The sequence below is a fragment of the Modestobacter sp. VKM Ac-2983 genome, assembly GCF_026967885.1.
Classification (GTDB): domain Bacteria; phylum Actinomycetota; class Actinomycetes; order Mycobacteriales; family Geodermatophilaceae; genus Modestobacter.
In genome coordinates this window covers 160132-179251 of record NZ_JAPVBK010000004.1, presented here as the reverse complement: position 1 = coordinate 179251, position 19120 = coordinate 160132, and the positions used below count along the sequence as shown (strand labels likewise).

General features: G+C 75.2%; 19 protein-coding genes. 9 read left to right on the top strand and 10 right to left on the bottom strand.

The genetic code is table 11. The annotated features are described in order from the left end of the window. The 3 genes from O2W18_RS18010 to O2W18_RS18000 all read left to right on the top strand — a co-directional run bounded on the left by O2W18_RS18010 (window position 1) and on the right by O2W18_RS18000 (window position 1986). Window positions 1-828, top strand: a complete 828-nt coding sequence (locus O2W18_RS18010; RefSeq protein WP_269188807.1) for a thiazole synthase — start codon at window positions 1-3, stop codon at window positions 826-828. Further along, entirely contained in the window at window positions 825-1403 is a 579-nt protein-coding gene (locus tag O2W18_RS18005) for a thiamine phosphate synthase (protein WP_269188806.1), read from the top strand. The genes O2W18_RS18010 and O2W18_RS18005 overlap by 4 nt, the downstream gene beginning before the upstream one ends. A 142-nt stretch (window positions 1404-1545) precedes the next feature. Then, window positions 1546-1986, top strand: a complete 441-nt coding sequence (locus tag O2W18_RS18000; protein WP_269188805.1) for an ATP-binding protein — start codon at window positions 1546-1548, stop codon at window positions 1984-1986. A gap of 6 nt (window positions 1987-1992) precedes the next feature. Here the strand turns inward: O2W18_RS18000 and O2W18_RS17995 are convergent, their stop codons facing one another. Then, entirely contained in the window at window positions 1993-4467 is a 2475-nt protein-coding gene (locus tag O2W18_RS17995) for a SpoIIE family protein phosphatase (RefSeq protein ID WP_269188804.1), read from the bottom strand. 173 nt (window positions 4468-4640) lie between these two features. Here O2W18_RS17995 and O2W18_RS17990 point away from each other — a divergent pair, with 173 nt between their 5' ends. Further along, a complete protein-coding gene (locus O2W18_RS17990; protein WP_269188803.1) occupies window positions 4641-5780 on the top strand; it encodes a hypothetical protein in 1140 nt (379 codons plus the stop codon). Window positions 5781-5804: 24 nt separating this feature from the next. Here O2W18_RS17990 and O2W18_RS17985 read toward each other — a convergent pair whose 3' ends face one another. After that, window positions 5805-7625: a gamma-glutamyltransferase family protein gene (locus O2W18_RS17985; RefSeq protein ID WP_269188802.1), complete on the bottom strand. Its 1821-nt coding sequence runs from the start codon at window positions 7623-7625 to the stop codon at window positions 5805-5807. A 1159-nt stretch (window positions 7626-8784) separates the two neighbouring features. On the opposite strand from O2W18_RS17985, the gene O2W18_RS17980 reads away from it, so the two are divergent. After that, entirely contained in the window at window positions 8785-9729 is a 945-nt protein-coding gene (locus tag O2W18_RS17980; protein ID WP_269188801.1) for a nucleoside hydrolase, read from the top strand. On the opposite strand, the gene O2W18_RS17975 is transcribed toward O2W18_RS17980, so the two are convergent. The 4 genes from O2W18_RS17975 to O2W18_RS17960 are packed head-to-tail and all read right to left on the bottom strand — an operon-like array spanning window position 9730 to window position 13361. Next, window positions 9730-10710, bottom strand: a complete 981-nt coding sequence (locus O2W18_RS17975) for a glycine betaine ABC transporter substrate-binding protein (RefSeq protein ID WP_269188800.1) — start codon at window positions 10708-10710, stop codon at window positions 9730-9732. Next, window positions 10710-11537 carry an ABC transporter permease gene (locus tag O2W18_RS17970; protein ID WP_269188799.1) on the bottom strand — a complete coding sequence of 276 codons (828 nt, stop codon included), beginning with the start codon at window positions 11535-11537 and terminating at the stop codon, window positions 10710-10712. Before O2W18_RS17970 ends, O2W18_RS17975 begins: the two co-directional genes overlap by 1 nt. Further along, a complete protein-coding gene (locus O2W18_RS17965) occupies window positions 11534-12727 on the bottom strand; it encodes an ABC transporter ATP-binding protein (protein ID WP_269188798.1) in 1194 nt (397 codons plus the stop codon). Before O2W18_RS17965 ends, O2W18_RS17970 begins: the two co-directional genes overlap by 4 nt. Next, the gene (locus O2W18_RS17960) at window positions 12720-13361 is read right to left on the bottom strand and encodes an ABC transporter permease (protein ID WP_269157628.1); all 642 of its coding nucleotides are present in this window, start codon (window positions 13359-13361) and stop codon (window positions 12720-12722) included. Before O2W18_RS17960 ends, O2W18_RS17965 begins: the two co-directional genes overlap by 8 nt. 433 nt (window positions 13362-13794) lie before the next feature. Here O2W18_RS17960 and O2W18_RS17955 point away from each other — a divergent pair, with 433 nt between their 5' ends. Together O2W18_RS17955 and O2W18_RS17950 are read left to right on the top strand one after the other, a co-directional pair. After that, on the top strand, window positions 13795-14151 hold the full coding sequence (locus tag O2W18_RS17955) for an STAS domain-containing protein (protein WP_269188797.1): 357 nt from the start codon (window positions 13795-13797) through the stop codon (window positions 14149-14151). Between the two features lie 99 nt (window positions 14152-14250). After that, entirely contained in the window at window positions 14251-14733 is a 483-nt protein-coding gene (locus O2W18_RS17950; protein ID WP_269188796.1) for an ATP-binding protein, read from the top strand. Window positions 14734-14789: 56 nt separating this feature from the next. On the opposite strand, the gene O2W18_RS17945 is transcribed toward O2W18_RS17950, so the two are convergent. After that, window positions 14790-15296, bottom strand: coding sequence for an ATP-binding protein (locus tag O2W18_RS17945; RefSeq protein ID WP_269188795.1), 507 nt, complete (start codon window positions 15294-15296; stop codon window positions 14790-14792). Between the two features lie 36 nt (window positions 15297-15332). Here O2W18_RS17945 and O2W18_RS17940 point away from each other — a divergent pair, with 36 nt between their 5' ends. Further along, window positions 15333-15680, top strand: coding sequence for a PRC-barrel domain-containing protein (locus tag O2W18_RS17940; RefSeq protein WP_269188794.1), 348 nt, complete (start codon window positions 15333-15335; stop codon window positions 15678-15680). Window positions 15681-15712: 32 nt separating this feature from the next. On the opposite strand, the gene O2W18_RS17935 is transcribed toward O2W18_RS17940, so the two are convergent. Both O2W18_RS17935 and O2W18_RS17930 read right to left on the bottom strand, forming a co-directional pair. Continuing rightward, window positions 15713-16411, bottom strand: a complete 699-nt coding sequence (locus O2W18_RS17935; RefSeq protein WP_269169859.1) for an NYN domain-containing protein — start codon at window positions 16409-16411, stop codon at window positions 15713-15715. 178 nt (window positions 16412-16589) lie between these two features. Next, window positions 16590-16985 (bottom strand): SRPBCC family protein, encoded by a 396-nt coding sequence (locus tag O2W18_RS17930; protein ID WP_269188793.1) that lies wholly within the window; start codon window positions 16983-16985, stop codon window positions 16590-16592. A 190-nt stretch (window positions 16986-17175) separates the two neighbouring features. Between O2W18_RS17930 and O2W18_RS17925 the strand changes: the two genes are divergently transcribed. Further along, window positions 17176-17715: a GNAT family N-acetyltransferase gene (locus O2W18_RS17925; RefSeq protein ID WP_269188792.1), complete on the top strand. Its 540-nt coding sequence runs from the start codon at window positions 17176-17178 to the stop codon at window positions 17713-17715. 7 nt (window positions 17716-17722) lie between these two features. Here the strand turns inward: O2W18_RS17925 and O2W18_RS17920 are convergent, their stop codons facing one another. Then, a complete protein-coding gene (locus O2W18_RS17920) occupies window positions 17723-19006 on the bottom strand; it encodes a competence/damage-inducible protein A (protein WP_269188791.1) in 1284 nt (427 codons plus the stop codon). Between the last annotated feature and the right edge of the window lie 114 nt (window positions 19007-19120).

Sequence of the window (19120 nt, the reverse complement as noted above, 5' to 3'; positions counted from 1 at the left end):
ATGCAGCAGGACCGCGAACTGACCGAGGAACTGGCTCCCGCACTCGAGCAGGAGGAGGCCACCGATCCCTTCACCCTGGGCGGGGAGACGTTCACCTCCCGGCTGATCCTGGGCACCGGCGGCCTGCCCAGCCTGGACGTGCTGGAGCGGGTGGTCCGCGCCTCGGGCACCCAGCTGGTGACCGTGGCGCTGCGCCGGGTCGAGGCGGCGGCGGGCAGCACGATGCTGGAGGTGCTCGACCGCTGCGGGGTGCGGCTGCTGCCCAACACGGCGGGCTGCCAGACCGCGCGGGAGGCGGTGCTGACCGCGAAGCTGTCCCGGGAGGCCTTCGGGACCGACTGGGTCAAGCTGGAGGTCATCGGCGACGACCGGACGCTGCTGCCCGACGCCGTCGAGCTGATGGACGCCGCCGAGCAGCTCGTCGCCGACGGTTTCACCGTGCTCGCCTACACCACCGACGACCCGGTGCTGGGCCGGCGACTGGCCGACGTCGGCTGCGCCGCGGTCATGCCGCTGGGCGCACCGATCGGCAGCGGGCTGGGCATCCGCAACCCGTACAACATCGCCCTGCTGCGGCAGGAGGTGAGCGTGCCGGTGGTGCTGGACGCCGGCATCGGCACCGCCTCGGACGCCGCGCTGGCGATGGAGCTGGGCTGCGACGCAGTGCTGCTGGCCTCGGCGGTGACCCGGGCGCGGGAGCCGGTGCAGATGGCGCTGGCGATGCGGCAGGCCGTCGAGGGCGGCCGGCTGGCCCGCGGGGCCGGCCGGATCCCGCGCCGCTGGCTGGCCGAGGCCTCCACGTCGATGCAGGGGCTGCCCGAGCTGTGAGCCTGCCCCGGTTGCTCGTGCTCACCGACCGCACGCAGTGCCGGGACAGCCTGACCGCCACCGTGGCCACCGCCGTCGACGCCGGCGCCCGGGCGGTGGTGCTGCGGGAGAAGGACCTCCCGTTCGCCGAGCGGGCGCGCCTCGCCACCGAGCTGCAGGCCCTGCTGGCCCCGGTGGCCGGCGTCCTGGTGTGGGCGGGCGCCGCCGGCAGCGGAGGACGGGCCGCCGTCCACCTGTCGGCGGCCGACCCCCTGCCGACGCCGCGCCCCGGCTGGCTCGGGCGCTCGTGCCACACCGCCGCCGAACTGGCCCGGGCCCGGTCCGAGGGCTGCGACCACGCCTTCCTCTCCCCGGTGTTCCTGACCGCCTCCAAGCCCGGCCACGGCCCGGCGCTGGGGCTGACCCGCCTGGCGGAGCTGGTCCCGCACGGGCCGCCGGTCTACGCGCTGGGCGGCATCGGCCCCGACGACGTCGCCGGCTGCCTCGCCGCCGGCGCCTGGGGCGTGGCGGTGATGGGCGGGGTGATGCGCGACCCGTCGTCCGTGCGGGATCATCTGGCCGCACTCACCGGCTGAGGGCGACGCGCCGGTCGACTGGCGCGACCCACCCCCGACCGGTGAGGTGGGCATCACATCAGGTTCATGATTAGACCTGCCCCTGCCGAGACAAGACAGGGGTTCGCCGTGCAGACAGGCGACCAGACAGCGAGGAGATCGGGTGACGGGCGAGCGCACCAGCCTTGCGTGGCCGTCGTCCCCTCCACCGCCCGCCGAGGACGGCTGGCACTGGGCGCTGAGCAGCGTGGCGGAGCTCCCACGGGTGCGCGCCCAGCTGCGCCGCGGGCTGGCCGCGGAGTCCCGGGGTGACCGCGAGGCGACCGAGCTCGACGAGGCCGTCGTCCTCGCCTTCGACGAGATGGCCTCGAACGCCCTCCGGCACGGGGGTGGCGGCGTGCGGGCCCGGGTCCAGCGGACGCCGCACGCCTGGTTGATCGAGGTGCGCGACTCCGCGGCCCAACGCCCCCCGCAGCCGGCGGTCGGGCGCGACCCGAGCCAGGGCGGGCTCGGCCTCTACCTGATCGCCGAGATGGCCGACGCGCACGGCTGGCACGTCACCGAGGGCCAGAAGAGCGTCTGGGCGCTGCTCCCCCGCCGCTGAGCCGGCTCAGCTCCCGGGCGGCAGCACCTCCGGCCCGGCCTCGACCGGTCGCGGCCGGTCGTCCCGGTGCAGCCGGACGGCGACCAGCGCGACGTCGTCCTCGGACCCCTGCGGGCGCAGCCGGACGACGATCTGGTCCAGCAGCTCCTCCAGCGGCAGCTCCCCCAGCTCGGTGAGCAGGCCGACCAGCCGGGAGACCCCGTCGTCCAGGGGCAGGTCGGGGCCCTCGACCAGGCCGTCGGTGTACAGCAGCACGGTGGAGCCCTGCGCCAGCACGGTCACCTGCTCCCGCCGGGAGGTGGTCGGGTCGACCCCGAGCATGAGGTCCGCCCGCTCCGTGGCCAGCACCTCCACCCGCCGGTCGGGGGTGAGCACCAGCAGTGGCGGGTGACCGGCGCTGGACCAGCGGAGCCGGGTCTCCCCGCGGTCCCGGTCGACCTGCTCCCGCTCCAGCCGAGCCACGGCCGCGGTGGCCAGCGCGCCCACCTGCAGCCCCTCCATCGCGCGGTCGAGGTCCGTGAGCACCCCGGCCGGCCCGCCACCGCCGCTGTAGGCGATGCCGCGCAGCAGGCTGCGCAGCTGGCCCATCGCCGCGGCGGCGACCGTGTCGTGGCCGACGACGTCCCCGATGGCCACCACCGTCGCCCCGCCGGGCTGGAGGAAGGCGTCGTACCAGTCGCCACCCACCTGGGCGGCCTGGACGGCGGGGACGTACCGCACGGCGATCTCGCAGTGATCAGCCTCCGGGGGGTCGGTGAGCAGGCTGCGCTGCAGCTCCTCGGCCATCCGTCGCTGCTGCTCCTGCAGCGCCGCACCGTCCAACGCGACCGCCACCCGGTCGGCGACCTCCCGCAGCAGCTCGCGCTCCCGGGCGTCCATCGGGGCCCGGTCCCGGTCGCGGTAGAGGGTCATCGCCCCGAGCACCTGTCCGCGGGCGACCAGCGCGAGCGCCACCGCGGTCCCCGGGTCCAGTGCCCAGTAGGCCTCCCGGACCTCGCCCGCCGGCAGCCCGTTCCCCACGGCGTCCGCCATGTCCGGGACGACGGTGATCTCGCCGGTCGCCAGGGCGTCGACGATCGGGGCGGTGCTGGTGAGCGCCGCCAGCCGGAGCCGGGCGTACGTGGCCGCGACCGGTCGTGCGGCCGGGTCCCGGTGCCAGCTGGCCACGTCGTGCAGCCGGCCGTCCTCCTCGACCAGGCTGACGATCGCCCAGTCGGCCAGGTCGGGGACGACGGCCTGCACCAGTTCCTGCAGGGCACCGTGCGCCCCCCGGCGGTCCACGAGCGCGGCGGAGAGGACGTCCGACACCCGGGCGACCAGCGCCAGGCGCTCGGCGTCCCGGCGGGTGGCCTCCTCGGCGCGGTGACGCTCGGTGACGTCGAGGAAGTACACCGACAGCCCCTCGTCACTGGGCCAGGCCCGCACCTCGTACCAGCTGTCCAGCGGCGGCGGGTACCACGCCTGGAACAGCGCCGGCTCGCCGCTGTCCATCGCGTGCCGGTAGTGCCGCTCGAAGTCACTGCCCGCCGCGGCCGGGAAGAGCGCCCAGAGATCGCCGCCCAGCAGCTCCGCCCGGCCGTTGCCCAGCAGCCGCTCGGCCTCGGCGTTGACGTAGGTGAAGGACCAGTCCCGGCCGAGGGAGAAGAAGGCCGCCGGCATCGACTCCAGCACCCGGGAGACCTGCGCCTCCGCCCGTCGCTGCTCGGTGGAGTCGTGCGCGACCCCGACGATCCGGACCGCCGTCCCCGCGTCGTCCAGGACGGCGCGGCCGCGGGCACGCACCCAGCGGACCTCACCACCGGGCCGCTGGACGCGGTGCTCCTGGTCGAAGCCGTCCCCGGTCGCCAGCGCGGTGTTGATGGTCGCGACGACGCCCTCCCGGTCTTGCGGGTGCAGCCGCTCGATCAGGGCGTCGAGCGTGCCGGGGAAGTCCGCGCGGTCCCAGCCGTAGAGGGCGAGCAGCCGGTCGTCCCAGATCAGCCGGTCGGCGACGGCGTCCCAGTCGAAGCTGCCGAGCTCGGCCGCGTCGATCGCCAGCGCCCACCGCCACCCGGAGGCCTCCGACTCCGCGCTGACCCCGGCCAGCCGGAGCTCGCTCGAGGCGCACTCGGCGAGCAGCTCCAGCACGGCGACGTCCCGGTCGGTCCAGTCCCGTGGCGCAGCCCCGAAGACGCAGAGGGCGGCTGCCAGGCCATCCAGCGGCACCCCGAGGTAGGCCCCGACCGCACCGGAGGCGGCCGGCGACCGGCCGGCGACCCGGGGGTCGTGCGCCGCGTCCCGGACGACGAGGGGCTCCCCCGCCTGCACGGTCACGGCGCACAGCGAATCCGCCAGCGGCAGCGCGGCACCCGCCGGGCCGGCAGCCGGACCGCTGACGACGGCCGCCGTCTGCACCGCGCCGACCAACGAGAGCTGGGCGACGTCCGGCCCGAGCAAGCGGACGGCCAGATCGGTCAGCCGCTGCAGCAGGGGACCGGCCACCGGCGCCACGGGATCGGGGTGGTGCACCGACATCGCCTACCCGCCCCCGCTCCGTACGCCCGCCGGCGGGAGTCTCCACCGCTGCGTACCGGAACTGATCATGCCTCGTGGCACCGGCGCGGTGCACAGGGCCATCCCGGGCGCCGCCGCTGCCCACGGGGGACGATGACCGGATGGACGGAACCGCCCGCCCCCGGCAGCAGGTCGGCCGTCCACGCTCGTTGCACCCACGTTCCTGGGCCGGTGCCCTCCACCGCAGCTGGGCCCGGCACCCGCAGATCGGCCTGGCCCTGCGGGCCGCGATCGCGGCGACGATCGCCTGGGCGCTCGCCCGCCTGCTGCCGGGCCCGGCGCAGGAGTACCCCTACTACGCGCCGTTCGGCGCGGTGATCGCCATCTCCACCACCCTGGCCGGCTCGGCCCGGTCGGCCGCGCAGTCGGTCTCCGCGATCGCGATCGGGGCGGCGGTGGCACTGGCCGCCGACGCGCTGCCCGTCCCGGTCGTGGCCCGCGTCGCCATCGTGGTGACCATCGGGGTGCTGCTCGCCGGCTGGCAGCGGCTGGGCGGCTCCGGCAGCTGGGTGCCGACCTCGGCGCTCTTCGTGCTGATCATCGGTGGCGGCGACCCGCTGGACTACGTGGTGGGCTACGCCGGGCTCACGTTCTTCGGTGCGCTGATCGGCACGGCCGTCCTGGCGCTCTTCCCGCCGCTGCCGCTGGCGCCGTCGCAGACCGAGCTCGGCCGGCTGCGCGACCTGCTGGCCACCCAGCTGGAGGACCTCGCCGAGGGCCTGCAGCAGGAACACCCGCCCACCGAGGACGAGTGGCGCGAGCGGATCCACACCATCGACCCGGTGCTGGCGCAGACCCGCGCGGCGGTCCAGCAGACCGACGAGGCCCGCCGGGGCAACCTCCGGGCCCGGCGGCACCAGCAGGACGCCGATCGGCAGTACGCCCAGGCCCGGGCGCTGGAACGCCTGACGCTGATGGTGGAGGACCTCACCCAGCTGATCGCGGAGACCGAGACCGCCGACCTGTCCCACGTGGCGCTCGGCCCGGCGCTGCGGCCGCCCGCAGCCTCGGCGCTGGTCGGGCTGGCCGAGGTCCTGCACTCGGTGGACGGCCCGACCGCCGAGCCCGACGTGACCCGCGCCGCCTACGACGAACTGCATGCCCTCGAGGACCAGTTGCGGCGCGCTCGACGGCACACCGACGACGACCTGTTCGCCGCCAGCAGCATCGCCTTGGCGATCCGGCGCTGCCTGGCCGCGGTGGTGCCCGAGGAGCTGGCCGAGGAGGACGCGCCGGACTGAGCAGCGCCGCCGCCCGCCGAGGGCTCAGCGACCGACGGCGTAGCCCTGCATGCCCCGCGGGTTCGCTCCGGCCCGCAGCACGCCGGTCTCCGGGTCGACCGACACCGCCGACAGCCGGCCCAGCGACCAGGGGTCGGACACCGTGACCGCGTGCCCGCGACGGCGCAGCTCGGCGATGGTGTCGTCCCCGAGCCGGGACTCCACCACGAGCTCGCCCGGTGACATCTCGCGCGGGTAGAACGACGACGGGAAGCTGGTGGTGTGCCAGGCCGGCGCGTCGATGGCCGCCTGGAGGTCCAGCCCGCCGAGCACGTGGGCCAGCCAGAAGCACAGCTGCCACTGCTCCTGCTGGTCACCGCCGGGGGTGCCGAAGGCCAGGGTCGGCACGCCGCCGCGCAGCGCCAGCGACGGGGTGAGCGTGGTGCGCGGCCGCTTGCGCGGCTGCAACGAGTTGGGGAGCCCGGGCTCCAGCCAGAACATCTGCGCCCGGGTGCCCAGTGCGAAGCCCAGCGAGGGGATGACCGGCGAGCTCTGCAGCCAGCCGCCGGAGGGGGTGGCCGAGACGAGGTTGCCCCAGCGGTCGACGACGTCGACGTGGCAGGTGTCGCCCCGGGTCGTCCCCCGCGTGTCGACGGTGGGCTCCCCGACCCCGGCGATCGTGCCGCGGTCGACCCGCACGCCGGCGGCGGCGTCGGTGACGAACGCGGGGAGCCGGGGCGGGCGCCCCCCTGGCGAGCCGGGCCGCAGCTCGGTGCTGGCCCGGTCGCTGATCAGCGCCCGCCGCTGGTCGGTGTAACTGGTGGAGAGCAGGTCGTCCACGGGGGCCTCGGCGGTGTCCCCGTACCAGGCCTCCCGGTCGGCCATCGCCAGCTTCACCGCCTCCGCGCTGACGTGGACCAGGTCGGCATCGGCGGTGCCCGATGCGTACCCGGCCCCGGCTCCTGCCGCCGGGTGGCCGTCCAGCATCGCGAGCGCCTGGAGCAGCGCCGGGCCCTGGGACCACGGCCCGGCCTTCGCGAGCGTCCACCCCTGCCAGTCGAGGGTGACCGGCGGCTCGTACCTCGGGGCCCAGCTGGCCAGGTCCTCACCGGTGAGGAGACCGCGGTGGGCACGACCGGAGTCGTCCATCACCGGGGACCGGGAGAACTCGTCGATCGCCTCGGCGACGAACCCCGTGTACCAGGACGCCAGTGCCGCGTCGATCTGCGCCTCTCGGGAGGGTCCGCGCGCTGCGTCGAGCAGTCGGCGGTAGGTCGAGGCGAGGACCGGGTTGCGGAACAGGCGGCCGGCGGTGGGGGGTGCGCCGTCGGGGGCGAGCCAGGTGGCGGCCGAGGTCGGCCAGTGGGTGCGGAAGTGCTCGGAGACCGAGGCGACGGTCGCGGCGACCCGGGGGTGGACCGGGTGGCCGTGCTCGGCGTACTCGATGGCGAAGCGGAGGACGGCGTCCAGCGGCAGGGTGCCGTGGTCGCGCAGGAGGGTCAGCCAGGCGCCGAGGGCGCCGGGCACGGTGGCCGCGAGGAGACCGGTGCCTGGGATCAGGTCGAGACCGAGGTCCCCGAAGGCGTCGATCGTGGCGCCGGCGGGGGCGACCCCCTGACCGGACAGCACCACGGGGACCCCCGCACCGGAGGCTGCCCGCGGGCTCCGGGCGAAGAGGATCGGGACCTCGCCCCCCGGGCCGTTGAGGTGCGGCTCGACCACCTGCAGGGTGAAGCCCGCAGCGACCGCGGCATCGAACGCGTTCCCACCGGCCTCGAGGGTCGCCATGCCCGCGGCGCTGGCGAGCCAGTGCGTCGAGGCGACCATCCCGAAGGTGCCGGCGAGCTCCGGCCGCGTGGTGAACACCCAGCCACCCTAGAGAGGGGTGGCCGGTTCGCGCTGGGTCGCGGCGGCTCCGTGGCCCCGTTGCGGGGCTGCGGCGGTGCGGTGGGGGTGCTGGGCAGCTCCCGCATCGGCTGGGCGTCGTCGTCCTCCGGCGCACGGTGCCGCAGGTCGACGTCGACGGGCCGCAGGTCGACCGGCTGCCGGGGCGTGGGCACGACCACCCGGGACGGCCGGGGCTCGGCCGCGGGGAGCGCTGCCAGGGTCAGCTGGTGCACCGGGGGCAGGGCCGGACGCCCCCAGCTGAGCGAGGCACCGTTCGGGCCGCTGCCCCAGCCCGCCGCCCGCCGGCGCACGCCCCGCAGCCGGCTGAGCAGCTGCCGCACCGGGGCGGTCAACCGCGGCGCCGGCGCAGCCAGCCGCACGGGCGTGGTGAGCAGGTCGACGGAGAAGTCGGTGGCGAACTCGATCGCGGCCTCGAGCTGGTGGTCCACGGCCGGCGGCAGGGACGGGACGGGGTCCGGCCGCACCGCCGGGGCGACCGGGGACGCGGGCGCCGCACGCCGCACGGACGGGGCCGGCCCGTCGGTCAGCCGGTAGACCGGCAGCGGGGTCGGGCGCCAGGCCAGGTGCGCACCGTCCTCGCCGGCGCCCCAGCCGGCGGCGCGGCGGGCGAGCTGGCGACGCCGGGAGCGGGCCGGACGCACCGGGACGTCGTCGTCCGCCAGCGGGCTGGGGCGCATGCCGAGCACGCCGCACGCCAGGCCGACCGCCAGGCCGAACGCCAGGTCGGTGGTGTTGGGCGCCGGGGTGTCGGTGCCGAACAGCCCGAGCCGCCCGGTGTCCCGGGGGGCGGGCAGGGCGGTCGACCGGACCGGTGCCAGCTGGATCGCCATTGCTGCCCTCCCGGGGAAGTAGTCGCCGCGGCCGGGGAAGGGGCCGCGGGCAAGGAAGAAGTTACGGACGACGGAGCCCCCGGACCCCCGTTCCAGACACCCCCTCGCGACCGCGTGACCCAACCGTTGCCGGACCCCTCCGCAGCGGTCGATGACCCGTCTCCGGACCCGGGCACTAGTCGACAACCCCGGGCGAAAGACCAGCTCAGTGGCGGCATCACCGGTCGATGACCTCGGGCGCCGAACCGGCGCACCGGCGTGTCGGGCCGGTCTGGTGGGATGGGCGGATGCGCACCCCCCTGGTGATCGACACCGACCCGGGCATCGACGACGCACTGGCCGTGCTGCTCGCGCTGGCCAGTCCCGAGGTCGACCTGCAGCTGGTGACGACGGTGCACGGCAACGTCGGCCTGGCCGAGACGACCGAGAACGCGCTGCGGGTGCTGCACCTGGCGGGACGGTCGGACGTGCCGGTGGCCGCCGGTGCCCGCACCTCGCTGGTCTTCCCCCAGCCGCAGCGGGCGGGGCACGTGCACGGGGAGGCGGGCCTGGGCGGCGTCGTGCTGCCGCCGTCCCCGGCCGCGGTCGACCCCCGGCCGGCGGTGGTGGCGCTGGCCGAGCTGCTGCTGGCCAGCGAGCAGCCGGTGACCGTGGCCGCGATCGGCCCGCTGACCAACATCGCGCTGCTGATCGGCGTGTACCCCGAGGCGGCGGCGCGGATCGGCCGGCTGGTGGTGATGGGCGGCTCGGCGACCCGCGGCGGCAACGTGACCGCGGCCGCGGAGTTCAACGTGTGGGCCGACCCGGAGGCCGCCGCCGCGGTGTTCGGTGCCGGCCTGCCGACCGTGCTGGTCGGCCTGGACGTCACGCTGCCCACGGTGCTCACCGCCCCGGACATCGCCCGGTTCGCCGCGGCCGGCCCGGTGGGTGACCGCGCGGCGGCGGTCCTGCAGCAGTACGTCGACCACGCCCGCAGCAGCTACGGGATCGAGGGGGTGGTGGTGCACGACGCCCTGGCGCTGACCGAGGCGATCGTGCCGGGCACGCTGACCACCGTGCGCCGGGACGTCGTGGTGGACACCGGGCACGGCGCCGGGCGGGGGCAGACCCTGGTGGACCGCCGGGCGACGTCGTCCTCGGGCACCGCGGTGGCGGTGGCCGAGGACGTGGACAGCGAGGCGGCGGTGGAGTTCCTGGTCAGCCGATTGTGCGGGCTGGCCGAGCGGACCTGATCAGGCCGGCTCGACGAGCCCCTCGGAGACCATCCACTCCAGCGCGACGTCCCCGGGCTGCTCGCCGGCCACGTCGACCCGGGCGTTCAGCTCCTGGAGCACGTCGTTGGTCAGCAGCGGGGTGATCTGCCCGAACAGGTCGGCCAGCTCGGGGTGCTCCTCGAAGGTCTCGGTGAGCAGCACCGGCGAGATGTTGTAGTTGGGGAAGAACCCCCGGTCGTCCTCGAGCACCGTGAGGTCCAGCGCCGTGATCCGGCCGTCGGTGGTGAACACCTCGCCGAAGTTGCACGCGCCCTGGTCGGTGGCCTCGTAGACCGCGCCGGTGTCCAGCGTGCTGACGTTGTCCCGCGGAACGCCCTGCGGGTCGCCGAGCTCCAGGCCGTAGGTCTCCAGCATCGGGACGAACCCGTCGTTGCGGCTGGCGAACTCGCTCTCCACGCAGAAGGTGCGCTCCTCCACGGGCAGCTCGGCGATCTCCGACAGCGTGCTGATCCCGCCGAGGTCGTCGACCGCCTCGCTGCGGACGGCGAAGGCGTAGGTGTTGTTCGCCTCCGCGGGCGGCAGCCAGGTCAGGCCGTTGGCCAGCTCGGCGTCCCGGACGGCCTCGTACTGCTCCAGCGGGTCCGCGATCGGGGCGGTCTCGCCGAGGTAGGAGAGCCACGCGGTGCCGGTGTACTCCCACTCCATGTCGATCTCGCCGTTGACCATGCCCTGGCGCGCCGGCACCGAGCCGGGGATGTTGGTCCGGTCGACCACGTCGAACCCGGCGGTCTGCAGCGCGATCACGGCGATCTTGCCGAGGATCAGCTGCTCGGTGAAGTTCTTCGACCCCACCACGATCTCCTCGCCCGCGGCGCCCTCGATCGGCTGGATCTCGGCCGGCGCGGAAGCCGGGGTGTACTGCGTCGCGGCCTGCAGGCCGCACCCGCTGAGCAGGGTGGCCGCCGCGAGGGAGAGAGCGGTGGCTGCGCGGGTCCGCATCAGAGTCCCTTCGGTCGGGCGACGTGCTCGACGACGCGGCCGAGCCAGTCGATGGCCAGCGCCAGCAGGGCGACGAGGACGGCCCCGCTGAACAGCAGGCTGTCCAGCGAGAGGTTGATCCCGGTGGTGATCAGCTGGCCCAGGCCGCCGCCGCTGATGAAGGTCGCCAGCGTGGCGGTGCCGACGAGCAGCACCAGGGCGGTGCGGACGCCGGCCAGGATGACCGGCACGGCCAACGGCAGCTCCACCCGCAGCAGGACGGCGAGGGCGCTCATGCCCATCCCGCGACCGGCCTCGACCAGCCGGGCGTCGACACCCTGCAGCCCCACCATGGTGTTCCGCAGCACCGGCAGCACGGTGTAGAGCACCAGGGCCACGACCGCGGACCGGAAGCCGAACCCCAACCAGGTGGCCAGCAGCACGAACAGCCCGATCGCCGGGGCGGCCTGGCCGGTGTTCGCCACGCCGAGCACCAGCGGCGTGGCCCGGCGGAACGGCCCACGGGTGAGCAGGACGCCCAGCGGGATGCCGATCAGCAGCACGATCGCGGCGGCGAGCAGGGTGAGCTGCAGGTGCTCGACGATGCTGCGGCCCAGCACGCTCCACCCGAGCTGGCGCTGCTCGGTGTCGGCGAGCTCGGCGGTCGACCGCCAGACGACGAAGGCCAGCACGCCGGCCAGCACCAGGACCGGCTGCACCAGCAGACCGCGCCAGGCCCCGCGGGCCTCGTCCGACCGGCCGGCGACCGGCGTCTGGGTCTGGGCCAGCGCGTCGTCGACCTCGGTCTCGGGGTACGCCTCGGTGGCGGCGGGGCGGGGCGCCGTCATCCCTGCACCTCGTCGCGGGTGCGCTGGATCGCGGCCATCACCGTCTCCACCACCATGACGCCGGCGACGTCGTCCCGGCCGGTCACGACGACGCCGCCCTGGCTGGCGGCGAGCATGGTGTCGAGCGCGTCGTTGAGGGTGGAGCGCAGGCCGACCACCGGGAGCTTCTCGTCCACGGTGTCGGGCACGGTGGCCACCCGGGACAGCTCCGCCAGCGTCGGCCAGCTGATCGGCCGGCCGCGGCGGTCGGTGACCACGACGTACTTCTCCCCGGCGGCCGAGGCGCGGCGGACGACCTCGGCGGCGTCCTCCCCCACCCGGGCCACCTGCGGGTGGAGCAGCTCGACGTCTCCGACCCGGGTGAGGGTCAGCTGCTTCAGCGTGGCACCGGCACCGACGAAGTCGGCGACGTACTCCTCCGCCGGGTCGGCGAGGATCGCCTCCGGGGTGTCGTACTGCACCACGCGGGCACCGACGTCGAAGACCACGATCCGGTCACCGAGCTTGACCGCCTCGTCGAAGTCGTGGGTGACGAAGACGATCGTCTTGCCCAGCTCCTCCTGGATGCGGATCAGCTCGTCCTGCAGCCGCTGCCGGGTGATCGGGTCGACCGCCCCGAACGGCTCGTCCATCAGCAGCACCGGCGGGTCGGCAGCCAGCGCCCGGGCGACCCCGACGCGTTGCTGCTGACCACCGGAGAGCTCCCGGGGGTACCGGTCGCGGTACACCTCGGGGTCCAGGCCGACCAGCTCGAGCAGCTCGTCGACCCGGGCGACGATCCGCTTCCGGTCCCACTTCAGCATCCCGGGGACCAGGCCGATGTTGGTGGCCACGGTCATGTGCGGGAAGAGGCCGCCGGCCTGGATGACGTACCCGATCCGGCGGCGCAGCTGGTCGGCGTCCTGGCCGGTGACGTCCTCGTCGCCCAGGAATATCTTGCCGCTGGTCGGCTCGACCAGGCGGTTCAGCATCTTCAGCAGCGTCGTCTTCCCGCAGCCGGAGGGCCCGACGAACATGACCATCTGACCGGCGGGGATGTCCAGGTCGACGGCGTCGACGGCCGGCTTCCCCTGTCCGGGGTAGCTCTTGGTGACGCCCTCGAGCCGGATGGAGACGCCGCTGACCCGGCGCTCGGCGCCGGCGGGCTGCTCGACGGTGTCGCCGGTGGTCTCGGCGATGGTGTCAGACACGGATGCCCCTCGAGGTGGTGAGGCGACCGACCAGCACCAGCACCACGTCGAGGACGAGGGCCAGCAGGACGATCGCGATGGTCCCGACGAGCGTGGCGTTCAGTGCGTTCGCACCGCCCAGCCGGGAGAGTCCGGAGAAGATGAAGCTGCCCAGGCCGGGGCCGAGCACGTAGGCGGCGATCGCGGCGATGCCCATGACCATCTGGGTGGAGACCCGGATGCCGGCCAGGATCACCGGCCACGCGAGCGGCAGCTCGATCCGCAGCAGCGTGCTCAGCCGGCTCATGCCGATGCCGCGGGCCGACTCCACCAGCGAGCGGTCGACGCCGGCCAGGCCGACGACGGCGTTGCGCAGGATGGGCAGGGCCGCGTAGAAGGTCACCGCCAGCACCGCCGGGGTGATCCCGAACCCGAACGGCGCGAGCAGGATGCCCAGCAGCGCGAAGGACGGGATGGTCAGTCCGATCGCGGAGAGCCCGTTGGCCAGCCCGGTGAGCCGCGGGCTGCGGTAGGCCAGCACGGCCAGCCCGATCGCGATCACGGTGGCCAGCAGCACGCACTGCACGACCAGGCTCACGTGCTGGAAGGCCTGGAAGGCGATCAGCCCGCGCCGGTCGACGAGGTACTCCCACATCGGCCCGCCCCCTCTCCGCGCCCGGACCACAGCCGGCCGGGCGTTCGTCGTCCTCGTGGTGCCGCACACGGTCCGGCGAGGACACGGGCGACCTGGTGGGCGAGCGCCCCCGGCGCGCACGGCGCAGCAGCGAGGGGCTCCACCGCCGAGCCCGAACGGTACCGAGCACGGCGGCCTCATCTCGGCCGTGTGACACGGTGACACACCCGTCACAGGGCTGGCGACCCCAGGCGCATGACGAAGTGATGACGGTCCCCGCCGCGGAGGCCGGGCAGGACTGTCCTGCCCCGATCCGGGTATGGGGGCCAGCCGGGCTCCTCCGCGAGCACGTCCGTGGAGGAGACGATCGGGGACGGACGCGACGCACGTGTCCTGGTCTGGAGGAGGACCCATCAGCACGGTCAGGTCGGCAGCCGACGAGGCCCCGTTCCAGGTGCGGCTCGCCGACGGCCCGGAGCCGGGGCAGCTCGTCGCCTCGGTGTCCGGTGAACTGGACGCCGCCAGCAACCCGCTCCTGCAGCAGACCCTGCTCACCGCACTGCGTCAGGCGGAGCGGCTGCTGACCATCGACCTGTCGGAGGTCACCTTCTTCGGGTCGGCCGGCGTCACCGCACTGGTCTGGGTCAGCCAGCACCCCGAGGCGGCCGGCAAGCACGTCGGGGTCATCGCCACCAACCGGATCGTCACCGGTCCGCTGGAGCTGACCGGCCTGCTCCAGCGGCTGGACGTCCACGGCATGCCCGGGGTCTCGGCCGGCCCCCAGGGCGACCCCGGGCAGGCGCGGCGCTGACCACGCCGAGCCGGGACGTGACCCCCCGTGCTGCACCAGGCCCCCGCGTCCGCCACCATGGTCACCGGCGGAGACACCGGCCGGCGGGAGGCCCGAAGAGTGAGTGCACTGGTCTGGCCCTCGGCCGACGTGCCCCACGAGGACGGCGACGTCTGGCGGTGGGAGCTCCCGACGGTGCACGACGCGTCCCGGGTCCGGATGGACCTGCGGGCCCGGCTCGCCCACCCGTCGCTGGCCGCCCGGTCCACCGAGGACGCCCGTGAGGGCCTCCTGCTGGTCTTCGAGGAGCTCAGCTCGAACGCACTGCGGCACGGCGGCGGTGCGGTGGTGGCGCTGATCGTCGCCGTACCGGCCGGCTGGCTGATCGTGCTCACCGACGGTTCGCCCGACTCCCCGCCACGCCCCGCGGTCGACCGCGACCCCGCGTACGGCGGGATGGGGCTGCCCATGGTGGCCCAGCTGTCGGTCGACTACGGCTGGTGCAGCGACGCCGATCGCAAGCACGTCTGGGCCCGGTTGCCCTCCGGGCTCACCACCGCGTCGGTCCCCCGGCCGCGCTCCTCCTCCGGCCCGGGTCTCTGACCGCACTCCTCCCCGCCCGCGACGAACCCGGCCCACGCCCCGCTGGACCGCCGGGGTCAACCGCGGACGCGCGTCACCTCGCCGAACCCCTCCGCGCTGCTCGGCGGGACGAGCCGCGCGGCCGCGCTGTACAGCCCGACCAGCGGCACCCGCGCCCGGCCCTGGCGGGCCTCGTTGCGGGCCCGGCAGGTCTCCAGCGGGACGTCCAGGAACACCGCCCTGGCCGGGACGCCCGCCGCTGCCGCCAGCGCGACCAGCGGTGCCCGCTCGGCCGGCGAGGGCGAGGTGTTGTCGACGACGACGCTGGCACCCTCGGCGAGGAGGGCGGCCACCACCCGCTGTTGCCGGGCCTCACGACGGCGGGCGTTCGGCCAGTGGTCCTTGCTGACCACCGCGTGCGTGCCGGCCAGGTGCTCGGCCACCCAGGTGGACTTGCCCGACCCCTGCAGCCCGACCATCACCACGAGCTCCTGGCCGGCCACGCCGTCCCCGGTACCCGAGACCGGCCGGTGCACGTCCGGGCGCGGTGCGGCGGACGGTTGCGGGGCGGTGACCGCGGGCATGGAGGGGCAACTGTCCCGAGAACTGAGGAGGACCCCGTGTTCCCGGCCGAGAACATCCGTGACTGGCGCACCCTGAACGTCGTCGACCCGGACGGGAGCAAGATCGGCACGTTGGAGTCGGTGTACGTGGACACCACCACCGACCAGCCCTTCTTCGCTGCGGTCATCACCGGCTTCATCGGCCGGCGCCAGCTGACCTTCGTGCCGCTGACCGGCGCGACCGTGTCCCCCGACCACATCACGGTCACCGTGTCCAAGGACGTCACCAAGAACGCGCCGTCCATCGACACCGACGGCGAGCTCACCGTCGAGCAGGAGCCCGACGTCTTCGCGCACTACTCGCTGCCCTACACCGGTGGCGTGCGCCGGCTGGCTCGCCGGTAGCGGAAGGGCCCCGCGCCCCGGGCACGGGACCGTCAGGACCGGCGGGCGGCGAAGAGGCCGGCGGCGTCCCGCAGGCTCTTGGTCGGGCGCAGCCAGGCGCCGTCCGTCGGCAGGGCGTCCAGCCGCACGCGGTCCAGCGGCTCGACGAACGCCCCGGGGACGTCCTCGATGTCGACGAACTGCAGCAGCTCCGAGCTGATCGCGTAGCCGGCGACCTCGCTGAACGCGACGACGACCACCTCGGTGCCGGCGCGGGCCAGGTCCTCGAGCGGCTCGGCGAAGTTCCGGCCGTCACCGGAGAAGACGACCAGCCGGCGCAGCCGGTGGCTGTGCGCCCGCACGCTGATGTGGTCGAGCATCGACTGGTCGATGTCGTCGTCGGGCTGGAGCTTCGGCCGGGCGAAGACGGCGTAGCCGAAGCTGCGCAGCGCCTCCACCCAGCGCTGCAGCGAGGTGGCGTGCTGCGGCGGCACGTTGGCGAAGACGCAGGCCTCCACCTCCGGCGGCTGCACGGCGCCGAACTCCTCGGCCCCCTCGACGAACCAGGCGGCGATCGCGTCGAACCGCGGCCGGGACGCCGCGGTGGGGCGCGCGCCGATCACGTTCGCCAAGGTCATGTCGATGTTCGGCGCGTCCCACACCAGGAGGTCCAGCGACGGGCGCGGCCCCTCGGACGAGAACTCGTCGTGCCCGTCCACCGATCCGGTCGCGTCGTCGAGGATCTCGGTCATCGCCTCAGTCTGCCGGTCGGGGTCCGGCTGCGGGTCCGGTGGTCGTGGAACGGCGCTGGGCGTGCCGCCCGGCGCGGTCGCCCGTCGCCGACGGCGGCCGGTCACCGGGCCTCTCCGTCGACGGGACGACGGCATCGCGACCAGCTCACCCCGGCACCGTACGAGACGCCCCCCGCGCTCAGGTCGTGATGGTCACCAGCCGCTTGATCGCCAGCAGGGCCAGCGGGGCGTAGCCGAGCACCAGGGGCGCGAAGCCGCTGATCCGCAGGCCGGTCGTCGTCCCGCCGTCCGGGGCGGGGCTCACCCAGTGCGCCAGCCGCAGCCGGGTCGGGCCGACGGTGACCTGCCAGCTCCACCACCGCGTCGCGTCGGAGACACCGTCCACGACGAACGGGACGGAGGTGCGCAGCGGGTCGTACACCCGGCCGGTGACGCCCGGGGCGATCCGGGGAGCGGTGGCCTCCACCCGGCTGATCTGCGGGGACCACTCCGGCCAGCGGGCCGGGTGCACGAAGCGGTCCCACACCTCGTCGGGCTCGATCTGTCCGGTGGCGTGCACGGTCAGTGTGGTCACCGGGGACGGGTGCCCGCCCAGCTGCCGACTGACACCCGGGCGGGCTGATGGCCGGGGTCCGCCCCCGAGAGTGACCCAGGCCAGTCCATCCGCGCCGGACCATGATGCGCCCCACCCGCCGACCCCGCAGGTCCGGTTCCACGTGGAACCCCGCGGACGACCGACCCAGGCCGGGCGCGAGGATCGCGGCGTGCCCGGATCCCCTCCCTCACCGGTCCTCCGCCCGATGACGGCGGGCGACTGGCCCGCCGTCCGCGCGATCCACGCCGCCGGCATCGCCACCGGCCTCGCCACCTTCGAGACCGAGCCACCGAGCTGGGCGGCCTTCGACGCCTCGCGCCTGCCCGGTCACCGGCACGTGGCCACGGACCTCGCCGGCACGGTCCTCGGCTGGGTGGCGTGCACCCGCGAGTCGCCGCGGGCGGCCTACGCCGGCGTCGTCGACCACTCGGTCTACGTCGCACCCGAGGCGGCCGGCCAGGGCGTCGGGCGGCTGTTGCTGGAGGCGTTGGTCGACTCCACCGAGGCCGACGGCATCTGGACGATCCGCGCGGCGGTCTTCCCGGCCAACACGGCCAGCCTCGCGCTGCACGAGCGGCTCGGGTTCCGGGTGGTCGGTCGCCGCGAACGGATCGGTCGCCGGGTCGTCGACGGGCGGGCGAGCTGGCACGACGTGCTGTTCCTCGAGCGCCGCAGCCGCGTGGTCGGCTGGACGCACGACCCGGCCTGAGCGCCCGTCAGGCCGGCGGGCCGCCGAGCAGCAGCTGGCGCAGCAGGTGCAGGGCGAGCGTCGTCGTCCGCTGCCGCACCGCCTCCCGCGACCCGAGGAGGGTCAGCGAGCGGGCGAACGCGCCGTCCGGGCCGGCGACGGAGAGGTGCACCGTGCCGACCGGCTTCTCCATGGTGCCGCCACCCGGGCCGGCGATGCCGGTGACGCCGACCCCCACGTCGGCGCCGAACCGGCTCCTGGCGCCGGCGGCGAGCGCGGCGGCGACCTCCTGGCTGACCGCCCCGGCACTGGCCAGCGTGCCGGCCGGCACGTCGAGCAGCTGGGTCTTGGCGTTGTCGGCGTAGGCCGCCACGCCACCGAGCACCCGGGCCGAGGAGCCCGGCGGCGCGGTGAGCCGCGCGGTGAGCAGACCCCCGGTGCACGACTCGCCGATGCCGACCGTCCACCCGCGCTCGTCCAGCGCGGCGGCGACCAGTTCGTCCACCGTCGGCCCGTCGCTGAAGAGCGTGTCGCCGAAGTCGGCGGTGAGCGCCTGCACCAGCCGCCGGTACGCCGCCTCGGCGTCCGGGGCGTACCGGGTCACGATCTCCAGCTCACCGTCCCGCAGGCAGGTGGTGATCTCCAGGCCGGTCACCTGGTCCTCGACCCGGCGCAGGGTGGCCGCCAGCTCGGACTCCGGCGTGCCCCACAGCCGCAGCGTCGACTGGTGCAGCTCGGTGGCCCCGGCCAGCGCCCGGCGCACCGGTTCGGCCGCCAGCGCCGCCGGCCACATCCCCTGCAGCTCCGACGGCGGCCCGGGCAGCACCAGCACCGGGGGCCCGGCCCGACCGCCGGCCACCGGGACGACGAGGCCCGGGGCCGTGCCGACCGGCTCCAGCACCGTGGCCCCCGCCGGGACCTGCGCCTGCTTGGCGACCCCGGCCGCGGTCGCCGCCGGGTCCATCCGCCAGCCGCGGCGGGCACTGAGCCGGGCGACCACGTCGGCGATCCGCTGCTCCAGGGCCGGGTCGACCGTCGAGGGCCGGCCCTGGAAGTCACCGACCAGGGCCGCGGTCAGGTCGTCGGCCGTGGGACCCAGCCCGCCGGTGGTGATCACCAGGTCGGTGCCCGCATCGGCCAGGAAGGCCAGGGCGGTCCGCAGGTCCTCGGGCCGGTCCCCGACGACGACCACGGCGACGACGTCGACACCCCGGACGCGCAGCGCCTCGGCCAGCCACGGCCCGTTCCGATCGGCCACCCGGCCGGTGAGCACCTCGGTGCCGGTGACGAGGATGCCCGCGCGCGCTGCCACGGGACCGACCCTAGGCGGGCGACCGGACCACGGCGCGGGGGCAGGATCCGGGCGGCCCTCCGCGGCTACGGTGACCAGCGCGCTGGTCGCCGTCCTGCCGGACGGGACCGGGCC

Coding starts and splice junctions, on each gene's coding strand:
- O2W18_RS17975 (WP_269188800.1), bottom strand. CDS start 10,710: ATGCGGACCCGCGCAGCCACCGCTCTCTCCCTCGCGGCGGCCACCCTG.
- O2W18_RS18010 (WP_269188807.1), top strand. CDS start 1: ATGCAGCAGGACCGCGAACTGACCGAGGAACTGGCTCCCGCACTCGAG.
- O2W18_RS17980 (WP_269188801.1), top strand. CDS start 8,785: ATGCGCACCCCCCTGGTGATCGACACCGACCCGGGCATCGACGACGCA.
- O2W18_RS17970 (WP_269188799.1), bottom strand. CDS start 11,537: ATGACGGCGCCCCGCCCCGCCGCCACCGAGGCGTACCCCGAGACCGAG.
- O2W18_RS17960 (WP_269157628.1), bottom strand. CDS start 13,361: ATGTGGGAGTACCTCGTCGACCGGCGCGGGCTGATCGCCTTCCAGGCC.
- O2W18_RS17935 (WP_269169859.1), bottom strand. CDS start 16,411: ATGACCGAGATCCTCGACGACGCGACCGGATCGGTGGACGGGCACGAC.
- O2W18_RS17990 (WP_269188803.1), top strand. CDS start 4,641: ATGGACGGAACCGCCCGCCCCCGGCAGCAGGTCGGCCGTCCACGCTCG.
- O2W18_RS17945 (WP_269188795.1), bottom strand. CDS start 15,296: ATGCCCGCGGTCACCGCCCCGCAACCGTCCGCCGCACCGCGCCCGGAC.